Source organism: Mesorhizobium sp. M8A.F.Ca.ET.207.01.1.1 (assembly GCF_004794715.1).
In the GTDB taxonomy this organism is placed as follows: Bacteria; Pseudomonadota; Alphaproteobacteria; order Rhizobiales; family Rhizobiaceae; genus Mesorhizobium.
In genome coordinates this window covers 67,447-91,098 of sequence record NZ_SRUS01000015.1, presented here as the reverse complement: position 1 = coordinate 91,098, position 23,652 = coordinate 67,447, and the positions used below count along the sequence as shown (strand labels likewise).

General features: G+C 64.3%; 25 protein-coding genes and 1 pseudogene. 18 read left to right on the top strand and 8 right to left on the bottom strand.

All coding sequences use genetic code 11. From position 1 onward, the window contains the following. The 5 genes and pseudogenes from EN850_RS31045 to gmhB form a co-directional block, all read left to right on the top strand. Positions 1–191 (top strand): annotated as a pseudogene (locus EN850_RS31045) (integrase); the annotation flags it as partial. Between the two features lie 211 nt (positions 192–402). After that, entirely contained in the window at positions 403–1,035 is a 633-nt protein-coding gene (locus EN850_RS31040) for a LysE family translocator (RefSeq protein WP_136092846.1), read from the top strand. 135 nt (positions 1,036–1,170) lie between these two features. After that, positions 1,171–2,664, top strand: a complete 1,494-nt coding sequence (gene rfaE1, locus EN850_RS31035) for a D-glycero-beta-D-manno-heptose-7-phosphate kinase (protein ID WP_136092845.1) — start codon at positions 1,171–1,173, stop codon at positions 2,662–2,664. Between the two features lie 8 nt (positions 2,665–2,672). Further along, the gene (locus tag EN850_RS31030; RefSeq protein ID WP_136092844.1) at positions 2,673–3,245 is read left to right on the top strand and encodes an SIS domain-containing protein; all 573 of its coding nucleotides are present in this window, start codon (positions 2,673–2,675) and stop codon (positions 3,243–3,245) included. Further along, on the top strand, positions 3,238–3,900 hold the full coding sequence (gene gmhB / locus EN850_RS31025; protein ID WP_136092843.1) for a D-glycero-beta-D-manno-heptose 1,7-bisphosphate 7-phosphatase: 663 nt from the start codon (positions 3,238–3,240) through the stop codon (positions 3,898–3,900). The genes EN850_RS31030 and gmhB overlap by 8 nt, the downstream gene beginning before the upstream one ends. On the opposite strand, the gene EN850_RS31020 is transcribed toward gmhB, so the two are convergent. After that, on the bottom strand, positions 3,897–4,691 hold the full coding sequence (locus EN850_RS31020) for a glycosyltransferase family 2 protein (protein ID WP_136092842.1): 795 nt from the start codon (positions 4,689–4,691) through the stop codon (positions 3,897–3,899). The genes gmhB and EN850_RS31020 overlap by 4 nt on opposite strands. 245 nt (positions 4,692–4,936) lie before the next feature. Then, positions 4,937–5,416, bottom strand: coding sequence for an Lrp/AsnC family transcriptional regulator (locus EN850_RS31015; RefSeq protein WP_127278288.1), 480 nt, complete (start codon positions 5,414–5,416; stop codon positions 4,937–4,939). A gap of 262 nt (positions 5,417–5,678) precedes the next feature. Here EN850_RS31015 and trxB point away from each other — a divergent pair, with 262 nt between their 5' ends. Continuing rightward, on the top strand, positions 5,679–6,653 hold the full coding sequence (gene trxB / locus EN850_RS31010) for a thioredoxin-disulfide reductase (protein ID WP_135867440.1): 975 nt from the start codon (positions 5,679–5,681) through the stop codon (positions 6,651–6,653). Between the two features lie 91 nt (positions 6,654–6,744). After that, entirely contained in the window at positions 6,745–7,641 is an 897-nt protein-coding gene (locus tag EN850_RS31005; RefSeq protein ID WP_127873461.1) for a LysR family transcriptional regulator, read from the top strand. Positions 7,642–7,662: 21 nt separating this feature from the next. Here EN850_RS31005 and EN850_RS31000 read toward each other — a convergent pair whose 3' ends face one another. After that, complete coding sequence (locus tag EN850_RS31000) at positions 7,663–8,160, bottom strand: isoprenylcysteine carboxylmethyltransferase family protein (RefSeq protein ID WP_135915225.1); 498 nt, start codon at positions 8,158–8,160, stop codon at positions 7,663–7,665. Between the two features lie 727 nt (positions 8,161–8,887). Next, a complete protein-coding gene (locus EN850_RS30995; protein WP_135884103.1) occupies positions 8,888–10,939 on the bottom strand; it encodes an elongation factor G in 2,052 nt (683 codons plus the stop codon). Between the two features lie 396 nt (positions 10,940–11,335). Here EN850_RS30995 and EN850_RS30990 point away from each other — a divergent pair, with 396 nt between their 5' ends. Further along, positions 11,336–11,731 carry a cupin domain-containing protein gene (locus tag EN850_RS30990; protein WP_127279112.1) on the top strand — a complete coding sequence of 132 codons (396 nt, stop codon included), beginning with the start codon at positions 11,336–11,338 and terminating at the stop codon, positions 11,729–11,731. A 75-nt stretch (positions 11,732–11,806) separates the two neighbouring features. Here EN850_RS30990 and EN850_RS30985 read toward each other — a convergent pair whose 3' ends face one another. Beyond that, positions 11,807–13,009, bottom strand: a complete 1,203-nt coding sequence (locus tag EN850_RS30985) for a pyridoxal phosphate-dependent aminotransferase (protein WP_136092849.1) — start codon at positions 13,007–13,009, stop codon at positions 11,807–11,809. 216 nt (positions 13,010–13,225) lie between these two features. On the opposite strand from EN850_RS30985, the gene EN850_RS30980 reads away from it, so the two are divergent. From EN850_RS30980 to EN850_RS30970, 3 genes are all read left to right on the top strand, one after another. After that, a complete protein-coding gene (locus EN850_RS30980) occupies positions 13,226–14,122 on the top strand; it encodes an EAL domain-containing protein (protein ID WP_136092841.1) in 897 nt (298 codons plus the stop codon). After that, positions 14,119–14,973 (top strand): EAL domain-containing protein, encoded by an 855-nt coding sequence (locus EN850_RS30975; RefSeq protein ID WP_135930937.1) that lies wholly within the window; start codon positions 14,119–14,121, stop codon positions 14,971–14,973. The genes EN850_RS30980 and EN850_RS30975 overlap by 4 nt, the downstream gene beginning before the upstream one ends. Before the next feature lie 82 nt (positions 14,974–15,055). Next, the gene (locus tag EN850_RS30970) at positions 15,056–15,664 is read left to right on the top strand and encodes a glutathione S-transferase family protein (protein ID WP_135915227.1); all 609 of its coding nucleotides are present in this window, start codon (positions 15,056–15,058) and stop codon (positions 15,662–15,664) included. Between the two features lie 224 nt (positions 15,665–15,888). Here the strand turns inward: EN850_RS30970 and EN850_RS30965 are convergent, their stop codons facing one another. Further along, positions 15,889–16,101, bottom strand: a complete 213-nt coding sequence (locus EN850_RS30965) for a cold-shock protein (RefSeq protein ID WP_015316174.1) — start codon at positions 16,099–16,101, stop codon at positions 15,889–15,891. A gap of 275 nt (positions 16,102–16,376) precedes the next feature. On the opposite strand from EN850_RS30965, the gene EN850_RS30960 reads away from it, so the two are divergent. After that, positions 16,377–16,703: a hypothetical protein gene (locus tag EN850_RS30960; RefSeq protein WP_127279108.1), complete on the top strand. Its 327-nt coding sequence runs from the start codon at positions 16,377–16,379 to the stop codon at positions 16,701–16,703. A 159-nt stretch (positions 16,704–16,862) separates the two neighbouring features. On the opposite strand, the gene EN850_RS30955 is transcribed toward EN850_RS30960, so the two are convergent. Next, positions 16,863–17,432, bottom strand: coding sequence for a methylated-DNA--[protein]-cysteine S-methyltransferase (locus EN850_RS30955; RefSeq protein WP_136092840.1), 570 nt, complete (start codon positions 17,430–17,432; stop codon positions 16,863–16,865). 182 nt (positions 17,433–17,614) lie between these two features. Between EN850_RS30955 and EN850_RS30950 the strand changes: the two genes are divergently transcribed. The 5 genes from EN850_RS30950 (at position 17,615) to EN850_RS30930 (ending at position 22,257) form a co-directional block, all read left to right on the top strand. Continuing rightward, positions 17,615–18,553 carry a lytic transglycosylase domain-containing protein gene (locus EN850_RS30950; protein ID WP_136092839.1) on the top strand — a complete coding sequence of 313 codons (939 nt, stop codon included), beginning with the start codon at positions 17,615–17,617 and terminating at the stop codon, positions 18,551–18,553. A 5-nt stretch (positions 18,554–18,558) separates the two neighbouring features. Then, the gene (locus EN850_RS30945) at positions 18,559–19,047 is read left to right on the top strand and encodes a GNAT family N-acetyltransferase (protein ID WP_135884107.1); all 489 of its coding nucleotides are present in this window, start codon (positions 18,559–18,561) and stop codon (positions 19,045–19,047) included. A gap of 153 nt (positions 19,048–19,200) precedes the next feature. After that, entirely contained in the window at positions 19,201–20,469 is a 1,269-nt protein-coding gene (locus EN850_RS30940; protein ID WP_127873453.1) for an ABC transporter substrate-binding protein, read from the top strand. A 47-nt stretch (positions 20,470–20,516) separates the two neighbouring features. Next, a complete protein-coding gene (locus tag EN850_RS30935) occupies positions 20,517–21,431 on the top strand; it encodes a sugar ABC transporter permease (protein WP_127279139.1) in 915 nt (304 codons plus the stop codon). Between the two features lies 1 nt (position 21,432). Next, positions 21,433–22,257 (top strand): carbohydrate ABC transporter permease, encoded by an 825-nt coding sequence (locus tag EN850_RS30930; protein WP_127279133.1) that lies wholly within the window; start codon positions 21,433–21,435, stop codon positions 22,255–22,257. A gap of 16 nt (positions 22,258–22,273) precedes the next feature. Here EN850_RS30930 and EN850_RS30925 read toward each other — a convergent pair whose 3' ends face one another. Next, complete coding sequence (locus EN850_RS30925) at positions 22,274–22,612, bottom strand: hypothetical protein (RefSeq protein ID WP_127279134.1); 339 nt, start codon at positions 22,610–22,612, stop codon at positions 22,274–22,276. 155 nt (positions 22,613–22,767) lie between these two features. On the opposite strand from EN850_RS30925, the gene EN850_RS30920 reads away from it, so the two are divergent. Further along, positions 22,768–23,511: a DUF899 family protein gene (locus tag EN850_RS30920; RefSeq protein WP_127279135.1), complete on the top strand. Its 744-nt coding sequence runs from the start codon at positions 22,768–22,770 to the stop codon at positions 23,509–23,511. Positions 23,512–23,652: the final 141 nt, after the last annotated feature.

Genomic DNA, 23,652 nt, shown 5'->3' with positions numbered 1-23,652 from the left:
GGAATGGCGGCTTCGTCTATGTCTCGCAATCACTGGCCGGCGAAGCCGTCGCGGCCACCGAAGCCGAGGACGGCCAATGGGCACTTACCTTCCATGATTATCCGCTTGGCATCATCGACACCAGACGCATGAAGCTCGTCCGCCGCAGCGCCGCGCCAACCAAACCGCTTGGCGCTGCGGCGGACGCATAGGGGGAGAACTGTTACCTATGTATCCGGTTCAATCTGTTACCCATCTATCGGCTGGACACCGGCAGGCAGGTGAGGGGCAGCGCCAACGCCAGAAAAAGGTCATAGGTCGAATTCGAAGACACCCAACATTTGTGGTATCGCCAAAACGGAGACGAAGGGCTGAAGTTAGTAAGCGCTGCCTGTCATAGACCCAACAACAAAGGAACAAAAAATGCCGTCGACCGAACTGCTGATCGCGTTTTTCGCCACCACGGCGATCTTCGCCTATATTCCGGGTCCGGCCATGCTCTACGCCGCCGCGCAGACCATGGCGCGCGGACGCTGGTCGGGGCTGACGGCGGCACTCGGCATTCACCTCGCCGGCTATGTGCACGTCTTTGCCGCCGCCGCCGGCCTGTCGGTGCTGTTCCATGCCGTTCCGCCGCTCTACATGGCGGTCAAGCTGGTCGGCGCGCTGTACCTGATCTGGCTCGGCATCTCGCTGTTTCGCAAGCGCGAGGAGGGCGACGTGGCGCTGCCGGCGATCGAGCGCAAATCGGCATGCCGAGCGTTCTTCGAGAGCATCGCCGTCGAGGTGCTCAATCCCAAGACCGCGATATTCTTCATGGCGTTCCTGCCGCAGTTCATCGATGCCTCCGCGGCCTTGCCGGTGTGGCTGCAATTCGTCGTGCTGGGCACCATCGTCAACCTGATGTTCTCCTCGGCCGATGTCGTGTGCGTGTTCCTGGCCGGCCTGGTGATCGGCCGGCTGCGCCGTTCGAGCTGGGCGCAGCGGCTGATGCAGCGGGCCGGCGGCGCGGTGCTGGTCGGGCTCGGCGTCCACGTCGCCCTGCAGAAAACCTGACCGGTCCGGGTTTGCCTCCGCCCCGGCGTTGCGCTGCGCCGAATTGCGGTATATCGGCAGGCATGACCGACCGGCCTCGCAAATCTGGTGTTTCGACCTATCTGAGATCGGCGTTTCCCGCGCGTGGCAGATGACATGATCAAGCACAATCCGCCTTCTCCCGAGCCCCTGCACCGCGCCATCGCGCGCTTCGGCGACATCGCCGTGCTGGTGGTCGGCGACTTCATCCTCGACCGCTTCGTCAATGGCGTCATCGAGCGGATTTCGCCGGAAGCGCCGATCCCGGTGCTGCACGGGCGCGGCGAAAGCTCGGCCATGGGTGGCGCCGGCAATGTCGTGGCCAACATCGTCTCGCTTGGCGCGCGCGCCATTCCGGTCTCGGTGATCGGCACTGATCCCGCCGGCGACAGCCTGGCGCGGATGCTGGGCGAGCTTGGCGCCGAGACAGCAGGCCTTTCACAGCAGCGCGGCCGCATGACCTCGTCGAAGAGCCGCTTCAGCGCGCTCAACCAGCAGGTGCTGCGCTTCGACGAAGAAGAGATCAGGCCGCTCGGCGAGGCGGAACGGGCTGAACTGATCCGCCGTTTCCGGGACGCGCTGCAACAGGCGGACATCGTCATCCTGTCCGATTACGGCAAGGGCATCTTGCTGGACGGCGTCGCCGCCGAACTGATCGCCATCTGCCGGGAGGCGGGCAAGCCGGTGCTTGTCGACCCGAAGGGCCGCGACTATGCGCGCTATGCCGGCGCGACCGCCGTCACCCCCAACCGCAAGGAACTCGGCGAGGCCGTCGGCCATGCGGTGTTCGCCGATGACGAGATCGTGGCGGCGGCGCGGGAACTGATTTCGGCGCACGGCTTCGACTTCGTCGTCGCCACCCGCAGCGAAAAGGGCATGAGCGTGGTCGGCCCCGAGGAGGCGCGCCACATCGCCACCCAGGCGCGCGAGGTGTTCGACGTCTCGGGCGCCGGCGATACGGTGATCGCGACCTTCGCGCTGGCGCTTGCAGCCGGCGCCGATCCTGTCGCCGCGGCCTCCATCGCCAACGCCGCCGGCGGCGTCGTGGTCGGCAAGCGCGGCACCGCGCGGCTGAGCGTCGAGGAACTCACCGGCGCCCTGTTCCGCTCGCATGGTCCGACCGCCCACAAGGACGCTATCCTCGACGCCGCCTCGGCCGCGCGCATGGTGACGGCATGGAAGGCGGAGGGGCTGAGCGTCGGCTTCACCAATGGCTGCTTCGACATCCTGCATGCCGGCCATGTCAGCCTGCTGCACGCGGCGCGCAGCCAGTGCGACCGGCTGGTGCTCGGCCTCAACAGCGATGCTTCCGTGCGGCGGCTGAAAGGGCCGGGCCGCCCGGTCAACGACCAGCATGACCGCGCCTGCGTGCTCGCCGCGCTCGCTTCCGTCGATGCCGTGGTGGTGTTCGAGGAGGATACGCCGCTGTCGCTGATCGAAGCGCTTCTGCCCGACATACTGGTCAAGGGCGCCGACTACACGATCGACACCGTGGTCGGCGCCGATGTGGTGCAGAAGGCGGGCGGCCGCGTCGTGCTGGTCGACCTCGTCGCCGGCAAGAGCACCACCGGCACGATCGGCAAACTGCGCGCCGGCGGCGCCACCAACTGAGGGATCTCATGTCCGAATTGAACGACTATCTGGTCCGCTCGGCGGCCGCCATCACTGCCACGGTCGAGCGAGATCTGACCAGCGAGATGGAACGTGCGGCGAGTGCCGTCGTATCGGCGCTGTCCTCCGGAAAGGCCTTGCTGGTCTGCGGCAATGGCGGCTCGGCCAGCGACGCCATCCATATCGCCACCGAACTGGTCGGCCGCTTCCTGAAGGAGCGCAAGGCCTACAATGTGATTGCGCTGCCGGCCAATGCCGGGATGCTGACCGCCTGGGGCAATGACTACGGCTTCGACACGGTGTTTTCGCGCCAGGTCGAAGCGCATGGGGCCGCAGGCGGCGTGCTTTTGGCGATCTCGACCAGCGGCAATTCGCCGAGCATCCTTGCCGCCGCCGAACAGGCGCGAATGATGGACATGACAGTCATCGGCCTGACCGGCGACACCGGTGGCAAGCTGAAGCCGCTCACCGACATCCTGCTCAACGTACCTTCGACCTCGACGCCGATCATCCAGCAAGGCCATTTGTGCCTCTATCACTATCTGTGCGAGGTGGTCGAAGCGCGCCTGTCGAATGGCTGATGGGATCGGGACGCCGCACCCGCTGACCGAACCGGGGCTCTGGGTGGAGCGGATCGGCGGCCGGGTTTTCCCGGTACGCTCGCCGGCGCTGTTCCTCGACCGCGACGGCACCATCAATGTCGACACCGACTATCCCAGCGATCCGGCCGAGATCGAGCTCAGGCCACGGATGCTGCCGGCGATCGCCGCCGCCAACCTGAGGGGGATACCGGTGATCGTCGTCACCAACCAGTCCGGCATCGCGCGCGGCTATTTCGGCTGGGACGTTTTCGCCAAGGTGAACGCCCGCGTGGTCGAGTTGCTTAACGGGCAGGGTGTGTTCGTCGACATGGTGCTGGCCTGCGCCTATCACGAGGCTGGCGTCAGGCTTCTCGCTGTTGCCGATCATCCGATGCGCAAGCCCAATCCGGGCATGCTGATCGAGGCGGGCAGGCGCCTTGATCTCGATCTCCAGCGCTCCCTGATGGTCGGCGACAAGCTGGCCGACATGCAGGCGGGCCAACGCGCGGGCCTGGCGCAGGGCTGGCTGGTCGACGGTGAGGCGGCGGCACTTCAGCCTGGCTTCGCCATCAGGCGCTTGCATGACGACCGCGATCTCGGCGGCCTGCTCGCGGCCGTGGAGACGCTCGGTCGGGACCGCGGCCTGCCGGCCTAGGCCTCATCGTCGCGCTGCGAGGCTTCGTAGAGCTTGGCCTCGGTGGCGAAGGAATAGATCATCACCGACATCGAGTAGACGAAGCCGTGGCGGCCGCACAGGAAGTAGCGCTTGGCCAGGTAGAATTTCAGGAAGTTGCCGAACGGTGACAGTACCAGCCGCACCAGGCCGGGCTTCTTGCCTTTCTCGACCAGCGTGACCGCCTTGAGGCTGGAATAGGCGTTGGCCCGGGCAAGATCCTCCTCGACCGATATTTCACGGCGATGCAGCAAGACACCGTCCTCGATCGTGTCGGTCTCGCCCGGCACGCGAACGGATTCATGCACCCGCGCGGTGAGATCCATGGTGGCGCCTTCCCTGCGGAAAAGCCTGAGCAGCCTGTTGTGCAGGACCCAGCGATGGGCATAGCCGTAGCCCTTCAGCCAGTCGCGGCGGCGCATGTACCATCCGCTGGCCTTGCCGCCGGCCGCCTGGGTGATGGCCACGATCGACTGCCGCAGCCGGCCGTCGACGCGCTCGTCCGGGTCGATCGAAAGGCACCAGGGCTGGTTGGCATGGTCGAGCGCGAATTGCCGCTGGCGGGGGAACCCCGGCCAGTCATTGTGCAGCAGCGTTATCGGATAGCCCTTGGCGATATAGCTTTTCACGCATTCGACGGTGCCGTCCGTCGAGCCGGAATCGACGATGATGATCTCGGCGCAGAAATCGATGCTTTCCAGGCACGGGCCGATCATTTCGGCCTCGTTCACGCAGATGATGAGCGCCGAGACCGGGCTTGCAAAACGGGTCATGGTCCCCTTCTCATGCGGATTCTTCCGGATTTCACGTGCTCGCGCCATCTGTTCTCAAGCAATTCCGGGCGGAAAACCGTTACACATTTTTTCTGGAATGGCTTGAGAAACCAGTCAAGCGCCCAGTCAAGCAGTGAAGTCCGGCAGAGCCGTTCAGCCTTGTATATCAACGTCTTTCGAATACCAACGCGGCGCCGGTGTGGCGAAGGTCAGGAATTCGCCTATCGCGCGGGCGTCGGCTGGCCTCAGGGTCGCTCGAACGACACCAAACCCTCATCCTTGACGCGACGAATGGTGAGCGCGGTGCGCACCGTGTCGACGTTCGGCGTCGAGGTCAGTTCCTCGATGACGAAGGCCTGGAAGCTGCCGAGGTCGCTTGCCACGCAATGCAGCAGGAAATCGGACTCGCCCGACACCATCCAGGCATCGCGTACGATCGGCCAGCCGCGCGTGCGGTCGGCGAAGATGCGCAGTTCGGCATCGGCCTGGTGATGCAGCCCGACCAGGCAAAAGGCGACGACATCGAGGCCGAGCGCCGGGGCGTTGAGCAGCGCGCGATAGCCACGGATGATACCGGCTTCCTCCAGCCGCTTGACCCGGCGCAGGCAGGGCGGGGCCGAAATGCCGACGCGGTTCGAGAGCTCGACATTGGTCATGCGCCCGTCCGACTGAAGCTCGCGCAGGATCTTCCAGTCGATGGCGTCAAGATCGGCCTTGAGGGGCATTAGGGTTCTCGATGATCAGTGTGGCGCAAGAATCTTTCGCGATTTTGTAATTAAACGACTTTTGTGTCGAAGCCAGCCCTCGTCGACGCGATTTTGGACAGGTAACGAAAAGCGCTGATCGCGCGAATATCCACACGGGCCGAAGCTTTCCGGGGACGACGGTCGGCTCGTCTTGCTGGCGTGGCTGGCAGCCCTTACATTAAGCGTGACATTCCACGTCTTTTTCCAAGGCACACTCGTGTCCGCCCCGCAGAGGCTCCAAATGACCACCAAGCATGCGCCCGTTCTCATCATCGGTTCCGGTCCGGCCGGCTATACGGCGGCGGTCTATGCCGCGCGCGCCATGCTGAAGCCGATGCTCGTCGCCGGCCTGCAGCAGGGCGGTCAGCTGATGATCACCACGGACGTCGAAAACTATCCCGGCTTCGCCGACCCGATCCAGGGGCCGTGGCTGATGGAGCAGATGCTCAAGCAGGCCGAGCATGTCGGCACTGACATCATCAACGACATCATCACCGAGGTCGACCTCAATGTGCGGCCGTTCCGCGCCAAGGGCGATTCCGGCACGACCTACACGGCTGACGCGTTGATCATCGCCACCGGCGCACAAGCCAAGTGGCTGGGCATTCCCACCGAGCAGGACTTCATGGGCTTCGGCGTTTCGGCCTGCGCCACCTGCGACGGCTTCTTCTATCGCGGCAAGGATGTCGCGGTGGTCGGCGGCGGCAATTCGGCGGTGGAAGAGGCGCTCTATCTGTCCAACCTCGCCAAGAGCGTCACCGTCATTCACAGGCGCTCGGACTTCCGTGCCGAGCGCATCCTGCGCGAGCGGCTGTTGAAGAAGGACAATGTCCGCGTCATCTGGGACACGATCGTCGACGAGATCACCGGCCGCCCCGGCAAGGCACCGCTGCCGCCTTCGGTGGAGGGGCTGAAGCTCAGGCATGCCGTGACCGGTGCCGAGAGCCACCTCAAGGTCGACGGCGTCTTCGTGGCCATCGGCCATGCGCCCGCGGTCGAGCTGTTCGCCGGCAAGCTGAAGCAGAAGCCGAACGGCTATCTGTGGACAGCGCCGGATTCGACGCGCACCGACGTGCCTGGCGTGTTCGCGGCCGGCGACGTGACCGACGATATCTACCGTCAGGCAGTGACCGCGGCGGGGCTCGGCTGCATGGCCGCGCTCGAAGCGGAAAAGTATCTGGCCGGCATCGAGGTGCATCGCGAGGCAGCGGAATAGGCGGCTCGCAAAACTGTTAAAAAAACGGCTTAGAAGCGCCGTGTAAAAGCCTGATTTTTCATTCAAACGCCAACCGGAACGAGGGGAAATCATGGCGTTGGACTGGGACAAGCTACGCGTGTTTCACGCTGCGGCGGAAGCGGGGTCGTTTACGCATGCGGCCGAGACGCTGCATCTGTCGCAATCGGCGATATCGAGACAGGTGAGCGCGCTCGAACATGATGTCGGCGTGCCGCTGTTCAATCGTCATGCACGCGGCCTTGTGCTGACCGAACAGGGCGAGATGCTGTTCCGCACGGCGCATGACGTGCTGATGAAGCTGGAAACCATCAAGTCGCGGCTGACCGAGACCAAGGACCGCCCGTCCGGTGTGCTCAGGGTGACGACGACCGTCGGCCTCGGCGCCGGCTGGCTGACCGAGCGGGTGCAGGAGTTCATCGAACTCTACCCCGAAATCAGCCTGCAGCTGATCCTCGCCAATGAGGAGCTCGACCTCACCATGCGCCAGGCCGATTGCGCCATCCGGCTGCGCCAGCCGCAACAGCCGGACCTGATCCAGCGCCGCCTATTCACCGTGCATTTCCATCTCTACGCGGCGCCTTCCTATGTCGCCAAATACGGCAAGCCGGGCTCGATCGCAGAGTTGAGAAGCCATCGCATCGTCACCTTCGGCCTGCCTGTGCCGTCGCATCTGTCGGAGTTGAACTGGCTGGAGACGGTCGGTGATTTCGAGAGCGGCCGGCGCGTGCCGACACTGCAGATCAACGACATCCTGTCGATCAAGCGCGCCGTGCAGGGCGGCGCCGGCATCGCCATGCTGCCGGACTATGTGATCAGCAAGGATTCCGGCCTGGTGCAGCTTTTGCCGGAAACCGAGGTGCCGTCCTTCGACACCTATTTCGCCTATCCCGACGCGATGAAGAACCAGGCCAAGCTGCACGTGTTCCGCGACTTCATCATCGCCAAGGCCAGAAGCTGGTCCTTCTGATCCAGGGTCAGCTCCGCGAGCCTATCCTTTCCAGGGCGTAATCCGCGGCAGCCACCCCGGTACGTTGTGGCGGTAGGCTTTGTATTCGGCGCCATAGCGGCCGGCGAGCGTCGGCTCCTCATAGAGCTTGACGAAGGTCACCATGGCAGCCGCCGCGATCGCCGCGTAGGTGGCGATCGACCAGCTCGAGAACAACAGCGCCTGGCCGATAATGATCGACAGCACGGCGACATACATGGGATTGCGGACATGGCGGTAGATGCCGCCGATCACCAGTCTTTCGGTTGGTGCGACGGGGGCCGGCGTGCCCAGCCCCTCCAGTGCGAAGCGGGCGAAGGCATGTAGCAGCACGGCGGCCGCGGCGACAATGAGGACGCCGCCGGCGACGACAAGGCCGGGCAGGGGCGACCATGGCAGGCTCCAGCGCTCGCTGAGCAGCCAGGGAATCAGCCCGGCGACCACGCCGGGGGCAGCAATCAGGAAAATGCCGCTGCCGGCAATCGCCGAAAACCTACGCATTGGTTGATCTCCGCTTGACTGCCTTGGAATTGAACCGCCGGTGCCTCATTCCACATCATCAGTGTTTTTCGGCATTTTGGGAACAAAATCGGTTGGGATTGGCGTTTTCGAGACGACAATGACCCGAAAGTACGCTTCATTTTCACGATTCTGCTGGTCCTATTGGCTCCCCAAATGGGTTGGACCACAGCCTGTGCCTTTTTGCATGCGTGTGTTGCAAAATAGATGCTTGTTTCTTGGGCATGATGAGCACATATATAGATCATCTCCTGGGCGCGTTCTCCTCCCATTAGCGCCCTCGAGTGTTCCCCTCTGGAGGTTAGCCTTAACAGGCACTTCCAATCAAACTCAGCCGGATCTTCGTTGATCCGGCTTTTTTGTTGCCCGGACCCGGGCGGGACGAGCGAAAATTTCATCAGAATTGCCACGTAACAGTGTCATGTAACCTCTGGTAACATGACAACGATGCCTTCCGCTGCTATGTAGATGCTAGGACGCGGTGTGGTTCGGACGGGAGATGGGGGCATCACTCGTACGGCCCGGGCTCAGGCGGCTACCGCGTCCGAACCTTTTCCGCCGAAGTTCGGCGACCTACATGCGGCGGACCTGCCGTTTCTCCTCCCAAGAAAACGGTCCGCACAACAAAACGGCGTCCGGCCCCCCGGGCGCCGTTTTTGGTTTTTGCCCCCTCGATCCTTCGAGGGGGCTTCTCATGAAACGAGTGAAATCAGGCGGCCTTGCCGTTGGCGTTCATCGCCTCGTCGGCGAGACGGCCAGTCAGCTCGGCCATATGGTCGAAGGCGGCGCGGTAGCTGGCAACGCCTGAAGTGGCCGACCGCAGCTCGATGATCAGATCACCGATCTCGGCCTGCGGCATGGTCGCCTCGACGACATCCCATCCGGGCCAATCGGGCCGCGCGTCATAGCCGAGGATCTGGCCGCGCCGCTGCGGGATCAGTGCGATGATCTTCGATGTCGCGTCCGACGGCGTGACGATCTCGATCTTCATCACCGGCTCCAGAAGCACCGGCGAGCAGGCGGCCATGCCTTCCTTCATGGCGAGCTTTGCCGCCATCTGGAACGCCATGTCGGAGGAATCGACCGCATGGTAGGAGCCGTCCGACAGGTTGACCGCGACGTCAACCACGGGGAAGCCGAGCGGGCCGGTCTTCAGATAGTCGCGTATGCCGGTCTCGACCGACTGGATGTAGGTCTTGGGCACGACGCCGCCGGTGATGGTGTCGGTGAACTGGAAGCCGGAGCCGCGCGGCAGCGGCTTGATCTCGATCACCACATCGCCGAACTGGCCGTGGCCGCCCGACTGTTTCTTGTGACGGCCGCGCTGCTGCACCGGTTTGCGGATCGTCTCGCGATAGGGCACCGCCGGCGCATGGCCTTCGACCGGTATCTGGTTCTTGCCCTCCAGCCGCTCGCGCACCACGCGCAGATGCATCTCTCCGTGACCCGACAGCACGGTCTCGGCCGAGTCCTGGTTGTGGCGCAGGCTGAGCGAGGGGTCTTCCTCGGCCAGGCGCTGGATGGCCGCCGACATCTTGACCTCGTCCTTGCGCTCCTTGGGGCGCAGCGCGAAGGCGAAGACCGGCTGCGGCGGCTCGACATCGAAGAGCTGTTTGATGCCTCCCTTGGCGGAGCTGAGCGTCTGGCCCGTCTTGACCGCGTCCAGCTTGCCGAGCGCCACGGTGTCGCCGGTTCTGGCGGCGGTCAGCTTGACCTGGTCCTTGCCCAGCATCCTGTAGATGCCGGAAACCTTGGCGGTGTCGCCGCCGGGCAGCCACAGTTCCAAGCCGTCGGCGACCTGGCCCGACAGAATGCGCGACACCGACAGCTTGCCGCCATGCGGCGTGTGGATGGTCTTCATCACCTGGACCACCGTCGCGTTGCCGTCCGGGGCACCGAGCCGCTTGCGGGTCGCCTCGATGTCGGGCGCGTCGTGGCGGATCGTCTTCAACAGGCGCAGCACGCCATTGCCTTTCTCGGCGGTGCCGATCAGCACCGGTGTCACCGCGCCGTCGCGCAGATCGGCGGCGAGATCGTCGAAGATCGCGTCCCTGGGCGGCTCGATCTCCTCGAGCAACTGCTCCATCAGCTGGTCGTCATGGTCGGCCAGCGTCTCCAGCATGGAGAAGCGCGCCTCCAGTTCGCGCGCCTTGTCGTCGCCGGGTATCTCGGCCACCTCGCTCTCGGCGTACTCGCGGTAGATGTAGGCGCGCTCCAGCGCCAGATCGATCGAGCCGATGACGACGCCGTCCTTGCGCAGCGGAATCTGGCGCAGAAGCAGCGGCGCCGCGCTTGTCGGCTGCAGCATCTTCAGCGTGTCGCGCACGCCCGCGATCGCCTTGTCGACCTTGTTGAGGAACAGGATGCGTGGCACGCCGAGATCGTCAAGCTTGCGCATGATGAGCTGCAGGGCTGGGATCTTTTTTTCGTCGGCCTCGGCCACGACCACCGCGACATCGCAGGCGGCCAGTACCGGTTCGGCCTCGAAGGAGAATTCGATCGACCCGGGGCAGTCGACGAAGGTGAATTGCTCGCCCATGAATTCTGTGGTGGCGATCGACGCCTCGACGCTCATGGCGTGGGCGCGGGCCTCAAGCGAATGATCTGAAACGGTGTTGCCCGATGAAACCGGATTCTGGCGAGGGATGGCGCCCGTACGGGCCAATATGGCTTCGAGAAGTGTCGTCTTACCGCTTGCGAAGGGACCGACTATGGCAATGCATTTCGGTCCCGTGCGTCGTCCTCCGGCGCGAGTACCCATGGCTGACCTCCACTCAGGCGTTTCCCGTAGGACCGACTGGCATGCATGGTTCAGGCGTGGTCAATCGGTCCTGAGCGGCGGCCGGCCTGTTCGACCGTCGCGGGCGGGGTTCTTTTCATGTCCACCTGCCCTGATGCATCGTCCCACTTGTTTGCCGGCAGGGCAAGAAAAATAGGAAGCCGGCGCGGCTGGCCGGCTCAGGCGCTGAGCGCGAGCGGTTCGACCGAGCGCCCGGCAAACAGCGCGGCCGTCCCATGCGGGCAAGGTTCGTAGTCAAGAAAAATCAGGCCGAGCGGGCGACCCGGCCGGTTGCGTCCGGGCCAATCCGGGCCGAGAATGCATTTGACTTCAAGGGGCCGGCGCCTCGCCAGCTCCGACCAGTTCCAGGAACAGACGATGAAAATAATTGCTTGCGGCAGCGTGCCGACCATCATAGCGCCGGACAAATACTTCACCGGCCGGGTTCTGCAGACGCCGATCATCGAGACCGAGGCGCCGGCGCGGCTCAGGGCCACGCTGGTCAGTTTCGAACCCGGCGCGCGCACCCACTGGCACACGCATCCGCTTGGGCAGACGCTTTATGTCACCGCGGGCGCCGGCCTGGCCCAGACATGGGACGGGCCAATCCGGGAGATCAGGGCCGGTGACGTCATCTCCTTCGCGCCCGGCGAGAAGCATTGGCATGGCGCGGCGCCGAAATCGGCGATGACGCATATCGCCATGCAGGAGGCGCTCGACGGCATCCATGCCGACTGGCTGGAAGCAGTGACGCCGGCGCAATATGGCGGCTGAGTGCTGAGCCTGGATTGACGAACCCGGCGGTAACGCCTGAGCGTTGACGCCGGGTTTTGTTTTGGACTTACCAGATCAGGTCAGGGATGCCGTGAAGCGCTGGATGCGGGTGCAGGCTTCCTCCAGCAGCGTCTCCGAGGTGGCGTAGGAGATGCGGAAGTTGGGGCCGAGGCCGAAGGCCGAGCCGAACACCACCGCGACGCCCTCGGCCTCGAGCAGTTCCGAGCAGAAGGTCTCGTCGGTGTCGATCACCTTGCCGGCCTTGGTCTTCCTGCCAATCAGCTGGGCGCAGGACGGATAGACATAGAAGGCGCCTTCCGGCGACGGGCAGGTGATACCGCGCGCCTGGTTGAGCATCGAGACGACGAGGTCGCGCCTGCCTTGAAAGATCGCCTTGTTCTTGGCGATGAAGTCCTGAGGGCCGTTCAACGCCTCGACCGAAGCCCATTGCGCGATGGTGCAGGCCCCCGACGTCTGCTGGCCCTGGATCATGTCCATCGCCTTGATCAGCTGAACCGGACCGGCCGCGTAGCCGATGCGCCAGCCGGTCATGGCATAGGCTTTCGAGACGCCGTTCATGGTCAGGGTGCGGTCGTAGAGCTTCGGCTCGACCTCGGCGATGGTCTTGAAGACGAAGTCGCCATAGGTCAGGTGCTCGTACATGTCGTCGGTCAGCGTCCAGACATGCGGATGCTTCAGGAGGACATCGGCCAGCGCGCGCAGTTCGGCGTGGGTATAGGCCGCGCCCGACGGGTTGGACGGCGAGTTCATCAAGAGCCATTTGGTCTTCGGCGTGATCGCCTTTTCCAGCACCGCCGGGGTCAGCTTGAAGCCGTTGTCGATCGAAGTGTCGGCAAACACCGACGTGCCGCCGCAGATCGCCACCATTTCGGGATAGCTGACCCAGTAGGGGCGGGAGATGATGACCTCGTCGCCGGGGTTCAGTGTCGCCATGAAGGCGTTGAACAGGATCTGCTTGCCGCCGGTGCCGACGATGGTCTGCTCGGGCTTGTAGTCGAGATTGTTCTCGCGCTTGAACTTTTTCGCGATCGCCTCGCGCAGCGGCACGATGCCCGAAACCGGCGGATACTTGGTCTCGCCACGGCGAATGGCTTCGATCGCCGCATTCTTGATGTTGTCGGGCGTATCGAAATCGGGCTCGCCGGCGCCAAGGCCAATGATATCCCGGCCGGCATTTTTCAGCTCGCGGGCTTTCTGCGTCACCGCGATGGTGGCGGAAGGCTTAACGCGGGAAAGGGTGTCGGCAAGAAAGGCCATGACCTTCTGTCTCTCCAAAGGATAGGCGCGGCCAGGAGCGGCCGCGGCGCTTCTCATGTCGCATCATTCCCCCCAGCGCAAGCCTTGTCGGCTGGGCCAGGTGGCGTGGCGCGGTCAATGAGGCGTGATCGGCAAAAGAAAGTTCATTAACGGGCGGTAGAGGCTTGCATGGCAGGATCGCGGCTCAATTCCGCCAGGTCGCGGAGCGAGGAACCCTTGTCACGCAGCATCGGACTTGCCCATATCATCCGTCATGATGACGGCACCTCGAGCGGTGTCTGGGGCATTTATACGCTGCAAAGCGCCTTCCAGCCGATCTTTGCCTTCAGCGAGGGCAAGCTGTCGGTCGCCGCGTTCGAAGGGCTGATCCGCCCGTTTCGCGACGGCGAGCCGCAATCGCCGATGACCTTCTTCTCGACATGTCCGGCGGCCGACCGCCTGCATGTCGAAGCGCTGACCAGGACACTGCATCTGCTCAATGCCGGCGCCTGCCTGCCGCAGGAGGCATCGATCTTCGTGAATTTCGATCCCTCGGTGTTCACCGAGCGATCGATCGTCGACAACGCCTTGCGGGACATGAGGCTGGTCCTGCACGAAGCCGGTATCGATCCGGGCCGCGTCGTATGCGAGGTGACGGAGCAGAGATCGGCATCGCAGGAGACCCTGCACAGCTTCGTCGCCGCGCTTAGAGCCAACGGCTTCCGGATCGCCGTCGACGACTATGGCGCCGACGATTCCGACATCACCCGCGTCAAGGAGTTGCGCCCCGACATCGTCAAGTTCGATGCGCACTGGATCACGCAACTGATGGAATCGGGCGCTGGTTTCGCGCTGCTGACATCCATGGTCAGGAGCTTCGAGGACCAGGGCATCCGCACCGTGTTCGAGGGCATCGAGGAAGGCTGGCAACTGGAGCTGGCCGAGCGATCGGGCGCCTCGATGGTCCAGGGCTACGTGCTGGCCCGTCCAGAACTCGCGCCGACAAGTTTCCGTGTTTTCGCGATGAGCAGTCGCGAACCTGTCCCCGCCGCAAGCCATACGACCGCTCCCGCCGCGGTTGCGCCGCGCACGGGGCGGCGGGCAAAGGCTTTCGGGCGCAGGATCGTGCCATGAGTGTCGAGCGCCGGCGCACCATTGGCGATGCGATCTTCGTCGATGAGATCGGCATCGAATATGGCATCCATGGCGACTTCCGCCTGCGCAGCGCCTACCAGCCGATCTACGCCCCGCACGGCGGCAGCTTGCACCCGGTGGCCGTGGAAGGCCTGATCGAGCCGCACCGGGCCGGCCGCCCGGGGTCGCCGCGGATGTTCTTCGACAGCGTCGCGGCCTCGGACCGCCTGTTCGTCGAAACCATGTGCCGGATGCTGCATCTCAGGAATTTCCACAATATCGGCGTCGATAGGCTCGACCTGTTCTTCAACTACAATCCACTGGTCAACGACCATGCTGGCCGGGCGCTGGCCGAGATCCGGCTGATGAGCCGGCATCTCGACGAACTCGGCCTGGCGCCCGCCATGCTGGTCTGTGAAATCACCGAACAGGCGGCGGACGATGCGCTGCTGGCCAGGCTGGTGCGTGAAATGCGGCGCGACGGCATCCGCATCGCCATCGATGATTTCGGGACCGGCCATTCGACCGAGGAGCGGGTGAGCCTGCTTCAGCCCGACATCGTCAAGATCGATGGCGGCTGGTTCGCGGAATTCTGCCGCCACGCCGCCGCGGAACGCTTCTTCCGCCCGCTGGTGTCCAGCCTGCACGACCGTGGCGCCAAGGTGCTGGTCGAGGGAATCGAGCAGCCCACCCACCTGCGCGTCGCGCTCGAAGGTGGGGTCGATTTGCTGCAGGGTTTTCTTCTCGGGCGTCCGGCGCTTGCCGGCACCATTTTCAACGAAGAGCCGCTTGCGGTCGATGGGCTGCTGGGCTTCGACAACAAGGTCGTGCCGTTGCATAAGCGGCGCTGATGGTCGCGCCAAAACAAATCATTGGTTGAGGATGCCGCCGCTGCGATAGTCCGCCCGCAGAAGCAGCGCTCGGGGACCGGCAATGATACTTTACAGCATGATCGACAGCGGCAATTGCTACAAGCCCAGGCTGCTGATGGCCAAGCTCGGCCTCGCTTTCACCACCGTCGAGGTGAGTTCGCATACCGGCGACACGCGCAAAGCCGATTTCGTCGCCAAGAATCCGAACGCCATGGTGCCGCTGCTGGAATTGGACGATGGCCGGCGGCTGGCCGAATCCAACGCCATCCTGCTCTATCTCGCGGAAGGCACGCGCTTGCTGCCGGCCGACAGATACGAGCGCGGGCTCGCCTATCAGTGGCTGTTCTTCGAGCAGTACAGCCACGAGCCTTACATAGCCGTGCGCAAGGCGCTGCTGACTTTTCCCGAACGGGCCGCGGACGCGACGCCCGAGCGGCTGGCGACGACGCTGGAGCGCGGCAACAAGGCGCTCGGCGTCATGAACACGTATCTGGAAAACAACGCCTTCTTCGCCGGCGGCGCCTTCAGCATCGCCGACATCGCGCTTTATGCCTACACCCACACCGCGGAGCAGGGCGGCTTCCAGCTCGACGCCTATCCCGAGGTGGTGGCCTGGCTCGGCCGCGTGGAGGCGGATCCGGGGCATGTGCCGATCGAGTGGGTGGGGTAGGCGACTGGCGAAAGTATTCAAAATCCAGGCAAATAAAAAGGCGGGATAAATCCCGCCTTCCCATTTCGGTAGCCTGATCGGGAGCGTCCGGTCCGGGCTGGCAGCTATCTGCTGCTCCAGCTTGTCGGGTCTTTCCACTCCGGCGCGCTTCTCGCGCGACCGTCAGTACATCCGTGACTTGCCGCGCGCCCCGAACTCTCGTCCGGCGCGCGCCATTTTCAAAATCAGGCTGCCTTGCTCAGAGAACCAGCGGACGACTTGCCAGTGCGGCGGTCCTGCTCGATCTCGAAGTTGATCTTCTGGCCTTCGACCAGGGTCGACAGGCCAGCGCGCTCGACAGCCGAGATGTGGACGAAAACGTCCGCGCCGCCGCTGTCAGGCTGGATGAAGCCGAAACCCTTGGTGGCGTTGAACCACTTGACCGTTCCAGTTGCCATAAAAATAGTCCTTCACATTTGCTTTGGTATGACCGGACCGAAATCCAGCCGGTGTGCATCGAGATTTTGGAGATAGACGTCAGCAAACGCGAAGATCGCGAGGCCCGGATCGATCGGCCGAAATATCAATGGGGCTGATATAGGCTGCTTTCGCACAAAAAACAAGACTGCGTGAAAAAGCCGTGATCGGGGGCCGCCCAACGGCCGCCCCAATCTGGTGAAACCGTGACGCACGATCGCGCCGTCCCCGGGCGGCGGATCGAGGGGAGAGGACCATGAAAACCATCCTGCTTGCCGCCTGCCTCACGCTGGTGGCCGCCCAGGCGCAGGCGATCTCGCGCTACGACCCGACGCGCATGAGCTGCGGCAAGGTTCAGTCGACGATCGCGCGCCAAGGTGCGGTCATCCTGCGCTATCAGTCGAAACGGGTGCCGGGGCTGCCGCTCTACGACCGCTACGTGCAGAGCCAGCAGTTCTGCACCATGGGCGAGGTGAGGACGCGGGCCTATGTGCCCAGCGCCGACACCAAGTCCTGCCCGGTCTATATCTGCAAGCGGCCGGACAATGAGCGTTTCAGGCATCGCTTCATACGCCGCCACTAGGGTGTGCCGATATTCAGGTGATGCCGGCCTGCAAACCGTGGCTTCCTCCGCTTCCGGTGCTCACGTACTTCAAGTACGCTCCGCTCCGGTTCTCGAAAGCCACAGTTTTCGGCTTGGCCTGACCTGAATCTCAACACACCCGGGAGCAGCTTACTGCTCTCAAAACCCGAAGGACACCTGCGCCGGCGGCGGCGGGCCGACGCGCACGCCTTCCATGGCCAGCATCTTTTCCTTGGTGACGGAGCCGCCGGGCGCCGAGAAGCCGCCGATCTTGCCGCCGGCGGCCAGGATGCGGTGGCACGGGATGACCAGCGGCACCGGATTGGCGCCAAGGGCGGCACCGGTTTCACGCGGCAGGCCGGCATGGCCGGCGCGCTTGGCGAGTTCGCCATAGGTGGTGGTTTCGCCGTAGCCGAGTTTTCGTGCTGCGTCGTAGATGGCGAGGCGGAAATCGTCGATGCCGTCAAGATCGACGGGAAAACCGGTGAAATCGACGTCCTCGCCCGCGGCATAGGCCTTGATCGAGGCAATCAGCTCGACCACCCATGACGGCTGGGCCGTGGAGGCGGAAACGCCGGCGTGGCGCATCAGCCGCCGCTCCACCGCTTCGCTGCTGCGTTCGGGCAGGCAGAGCCGGATCAGGCCCTTTTCGCTCCAGGCGATGCCCACGAAACCGATCACTGTTTCTAACACTGCGTGGCCAGCTGTGATCGAAGAGGTCGTTTCCATGCTGCGCTCCTTTCCGCAAAGCGGCGGAATCCGGGATTCCTGCCGGTACATATCAGGAACAATATGGCATCGCCGCCTGCATCCCGCCACCCGAAAACCACCAGATGGCCCCGATTGCTACCCAAGAATCGCTGGTGTAAGGGAAATCTTAACGACCCGACAAACCGGACTCCGAGCGCGGCTTGCCAGCAAAACAAACCCTTATCGCCATCGGTGTGATCGTCGCGGCAGCCGGCATGAGCGGCTGCACCTCGACCTCGCAGATGAAGGCCGCGCCGTCCCTGACCGAAACCGCGACCATGGCAGGCAGCGATGCCGGCTTCACCGTGCCGCTGCCGGACACGGTTTCGGTACTGCCTCAATCCTCTGGAATCACGCCGGTTCAGACGGCTGAGTTGACCCCCGGCCCGACCACCCCGGCACTCGATTCCGCTGCCCAGCCGGCCGCGGCGACCGCCGCCTTTGCCGGGGCAACGCCTACAACGCCGGCAGTCCCCGCCGTGATGGCCGCCAATGCCTGGCAGGCGCCGCCGCCGTCCAAGGCCGGCCAGCCGGTCGAGGCCGCCGCGACCTACACGACCGCGGGGCTCATCGTGCCGGCGGTTGCCAAGGGCGGCCAGAAAATGCCCGGCGTGCAGCAGGTGGCCTATGTCGTGCCGCAGAACCCGGCTGCCCTGGTGCAGTTCCCGTCGGCGCCGGTCGAGCCGGCGGAAGAACAGCATGCGACCGGCATGCGCGGCGACGTCGACCGGCTGATCGTCAAATACGCCGCCTTCTACCAGGTGCCGGTGGATCTGGTGCGCCATGTCGTCAACCGCGAAAGCACCTACAATCCCAAGGCCTACAATAACGGCCATTGGGGACTGATGCAGATCAAGCACGCGACGGCGCGGGGCATGGGATATGACGGGCCGGCCAAGGGCCTGTTCGACGCCGAGACCAATCTCAAATACGCGGTCAAATATCTCCGCGGCGCCTGGCTGGTGTCGAACGGCAACGCCAAGAAGGCCGACTGGCTCTACCAGACCGGCTACTATTTCGACGCCAAGCGCAAGGGCCTGCTGGAGGCGACCGGCCTCGGTGTCGACCGCAAGCGCGGACGTCTTCAGCCCGACGCCTGAGCGCGATGCCCGAACCGCGTCCGCCGGCTCCAAACGACATCCGGCTGCGCAAGATCCTCGACGAGACGCTGGTTGCGCCGCACTGGCCTGACGGTTTTGTCATGCGCAGCTTCGAGCGCGGTGACGCGCTGCCGCTGCATGCGCTGCTGGGCGAAGTGTTCGACGATGGCACAGACGGCCCCTTCGACGAATGGTGGCCACGCATATCCGAAGATCCCGAATTCGACCCGGCGCTGTGTTTCCTCGTCATCGATGCCAAGGGCCGGCTGGCCGCGGCCGCACTGTGCTGGAGCTCGGCATTCGTCAAGGACCTGGCCGTTCATCCGGAGGCACGCGGCAAGGGTGTCGGCGAGGCCCTGATGTGGCACGCCTTCGCCATTTTTCGCGACCGGGGTGCCGCCCATGTCGATCTCAAGACCAATACGCTCGAGAACGCGGCCGCCGTGCGGCTCTACGAGCGGCTGGGGATGCGGCCGGTCGCCTGGGAAGGCTGACCGGGGGCGTTAACCCACCCGTCACCGTCATGGCCTGTTCGACCACCGGTGATGGCCTGTTCGGAACCCAAAGCGCTGCTCCGCATTCAATGAACGGTGGGGTCTGACCGGCTGCCGGTGTTATGCGCCGCCGGCTGCCAAGGAGATCCACCGATGAAGGTTTTCCACGCATTGCTGGCGTTGAGCGTCGCTGCCGTGCTCGCTGCGGGTCCGGCGCGGGCCGTCGAGCTGTCGATCGTGTCGGGCGACACCGGCAACGGCCTCAAGGTGCTGCGCGAGATCCTCGACCACTATGAGAAAGTAAGCGGCGACAAGGTCACCATCGTCGCCATGCCGTCGTCCGGGACCGACCAGTTCGGCCAGTACAGGCTGTGGCTCGCCGCCGGCAACAGCGACGTCGACGTCTACCAGACCGATGTCATCTGGGCGCCGCAGCTCGCCAACCAGTTCGTCGACCTGACCGAGGCGACCAGGGATGTCGTGGCCACGCATTTCCCGTCGATCATCCAGTCGCAGACCGTCGATGGCAGGCTGGTGGCGCTGCCGATCTTCACCGATGCACCGGCGCTCTATTACCGCAAGGATCTGCTCGACAAATACGGCGCCAAGGTGCCGGCCACCTGGAAGGAGCTGGGCGACACCGCCAGGCTGGTGATGGACAAGGAGCGTGCCTCGGGCAACAGGGATATCTGGGGCTTCGTCTTCCAGGGCAACGCCTATGAGGGGCTGACCTGCGACGCGTTCGAATGGGTCGTGTCGAACGGCGGCGGCCATATCGTCGAGCCGGATGGCGCGATTTCCATCAACAACGCCCAGGCGGCGGCCGCGCTCGACATGGCCAAGGGCTGGATCGGCACCATCGCGCCGCCGGGCGTGCTCGCCTACCAGGAAGAAGAATCGCGTGGCGTCTGGCAGACGGGCAATGCGGTCTTCATGCGCAACTGGCCCTATGCCTATGCGCTGGGCAACAGCCAGGGGTCGCCGATCAAGGGCAGGTTCGACGTCGCGCCGCTGCCGGCGGGCACGGGCGAGGGCGCCCGCCCGGCGGCGACGCTCGGCGGCTGGAACCTCGCGGTCTCGAAATATTCCAGGCACCCGGATGCGGCGATCGAACTGGTCAAGTTCATTGCCTCGCCGGCAATGCAGAAATACCGCACGCTGAAGACCGCCAACCTGCCGACCATCCAGGCGCTCTATGACGATGCCGACATCGCCAGCCAGCAGCCGATCATACCGCACTGGAAGGATGTCTTCCTCAATGCCGGGCCACGGCCCTCGGCGGTGACCAGGAATAAGTACAACGAGGCGTCGAGCCAATTCTGGAACGCCGTCCACAAGACCTTGTCCGGCGAGGGCAGCGCCGCCGACAATCTGGCTGACCTCGAGGCGACGCTGACCCGGCTGAAAGGCAAGGGCTGGTGAGCGCGCGACCGTCTGATGCCGCCGACCGGCGCCAGGGCTCGCGGCTGATGCGCCAGCGCGTGCGCTCGGCGTGGCTGTTCCTGGCGCCGATGCTTCTGGTGCTCGCCGCCGCTGCCGGCTGGCCGCTTGCCCGCACGGTCTATTTCAGCTTCACCGATGCCTCGCTGTCCGATCTCGACGCCCGCCAATGGGTCGGCCTCGCCAACTATGTCTCGGTTCTGCGCATGCCGAGCGGCAGGGTCATCCACGACGGGCTGCTTCTCGACCCGGTCTGGTGGGGCGCCGTGTGGAACACAGTGCGGTTCGCGGTGGTTTCGGTGACCTGCGAGACGATCCTCGGCATGGTCGTCGCCCTGGTGCTCAACGCCGAATTTCCCGGCCGCGGCATCGTCAGGGCGGCGATCCTCATCCCCTGGGCGATCCCGACCATCGTCTCGGCCAAGATGTGGCAGTGGATGCTGAACGACCAGTTCGGCATCATCAATGTCGTGCTGATCAATCTGGGGCTGATCGACACCAAGATCGCCTGGACAGCCAGTGCCGACACCGCGATGGCGGCGGTGCTGATCGTCGACATCTGGAAGACGACGCCCTTCATGGCGCTGCTGATCCTGGCCGCGCTGCAGATGCTACCGCGCGAGATCATCGAGGTCGCCAGGCTCGACGGCGCCAATCCCTGGCAGATCTTCTGGCGGGTGACCTTGCCGCTGATCCGCCCGGCGTTGATGGTGGCCGTGATCTTCCGGGCGCTCGATGCGCTGCGCATCTTCGACCTGATCTATGTGCTGACGCCCAACAATGCGCACACCAAGTCGATGTCGGTGTTCGCCCGCGAGAACCTGTTCGAGTTCGACAAGTTCGCCTATGGCTCGGCCGCCTCGACCCTGCTCTTCCTCATCCTCGCCTTGCTCACCATCCTCACCATCCGCGTCGGCCGGATAAGCCTGGAAGGAGGCCGCTGAGATGTGGCTCCTGAAGCGCACGGCCTTTTATCTGCTGGTCGGGGCAATCGTGCTCATCGCGGTGTTCCCATTCTACTATGCCATCGTCACCAGCCTGAAATCGGGGACCGAGCTGTTCCAGGCCGATCCGTGGCCGAAAGCACCCAGCCTCGACAATTATCGCAACGTGCTGGCCGAGGGCGCCTTCATGCGCAATCTCCTGAATTCGCTGGTCGTCTCGGGCGCGGTCGTCGCACTCTCGCTGTTCCTCGGCGTCACCGCGGCCTACGCACTGGCGCGTGTCCGTTTTCGCGGCCGCTCGGCATTGCTGTTCGCCATCCTGTCGGTCACGATGTTCCCGCAGGTGGCTGTGCTGGCCGGGCTGTTCGAACTGGTGCGGATGTTCGGCCTCTACAATTCGCTCTTCGCGCTGATCTTCTCCTACATGATCTTCACCTTGCCGTTCACCGTCTGGGTGCTCACCGCCTTTGTCCGCGACCTGCCGGTTGAGGTCGAGGAGGCGGCGATCCTCGATGGCGCGACGCCATGGATCATCATCACCCGCATCTTCCTGCCGCTGATGTGGCCGGCGCTGGCGACCACCGGACTGCTGGCCTTCATCGGCGCGTGGAACGAGTTCCTGTTTGCCCTGACCTTCACCTCCAACGATGCGCGGCGGACCGTGCCGGTGGCGATCGCGCTGCTCTCGGGCAATTCGCAGTTCGAGATTCCATGGGGCAACATCATGGCGGCCTCGGTGATCGTCACGGTGCCGCTGGTGGTGCTGGTGCTGATCTTCCAGCGCAAGATCGTCTCCGGCCTCACCGCCGGTGGGGTGAAAGGGTGAAGCGCGGACCTTGCGCTCAGATATCCGGCGCGTTGCCGATCTTCCGCTTGAGCTCCAGCGCCCAGGCGCGGCCCTCGTCACCGCCCCACAGCAGCCAGGCGATGTATCCGGCGGAGGGGTTGTCCTCATTGCCGTAGTTCTTGCCGCGCTTGTCGATCTCGTGGCGGGCAAAGTAGCTGACCATGCGGCGGATGGTGGACGGCGCCAGCTTCTCGCGGTTCTTCAGTTCGGTGGCCCGCGCGATGCCGATCTCGGTGCCGCCGCGCCCGAATTGCTTGCGCAGCCGCAAGCCCTTGGCGGCGTTGTCGGCCACCACTTGCGGACAGCGCAGGTCGATCTCGTCGGTCTCGCTCATTTCGTCCCCCCGTGCTGGAAGCTGGAGCCGATGAAGGCAATGTCGCAAAGCCGGAGCGGTTCCGATGCAAAATGTCGGAACCGGCCGGCGTGTCGCGTCCTTAGGGGGTAGAGCACCCTGCCGGGACGCCGGCACGCGGAACCAAGGAGCAGATCATGATCACCTTTCCCAACGAATCCGCCAAATACCGCACCGCGCGCGAAAAGCTGCTGAAGAAGGAAATCGAGCTGCGCCGCGCCATGGAAGCCGTGGCCGAGGCGCGGCGCACCTTGCCGCCGGGCGGGCTGGTGCCGAAGGATTATGTGTTCGAGGGGCTGGATATCGCCGGCAAGCCGACGCGGATAAAACTGTCGGAGCTGTTCGCGCCCGGCAAGGACACGCTGATCCTCTACCAGATGATGTTTCCGCGCCACCCGCAAGAGACGCGCGAGGTGGCGACCAGCGGCGGCACGGCGAAGCTCGCGCGGCCCGACCAGCCGTGCCCGTCCTGCACCGCGCTGCTCGACCAGTTCGACGGCGCGGTCGGCCATTTGGAAGCCGCAGGCTTCAACTTCGCCGTCGTGGCCAAGACGGCGCTGGAAAATCTGGTCACGCTGGGCCGGGATCGCGGCTGGCGCAACATGCGGCTGGTGTCTTCGGCCAACAACAGCTTCAAGCGCGACTACAACGCCGAGTCGGCCGACGGTGCGCAGATCCCGCTGCTGTCGGTGTTTCATCGAGATGCTGACGGCATCAGGCATTTTTGGTCGTCGGAACTCGGTTTCGCGCCAACCGAACCCGGCCAGGACCCGCGCGCCATCGGCACCTGCGAGATCCTGTGGAACCTGATGGACTTTACCCCGGAAGGCCGGCCGGACTGGAACGAGCAGCTGCAATATGGCGAGGCGTGCTGCCACTGAGGCAGGCGCGCCCTCGCTGAAACTCTCGCTCAAGTCGGCCGGAACATCGGAAGACCCGCTGCATTGATAGGAGACGGTTTGCGACCCCTTTCACGGATTCGAAGTGCGACCCACACTCAAAAACGTATGGGACCTGGTGCG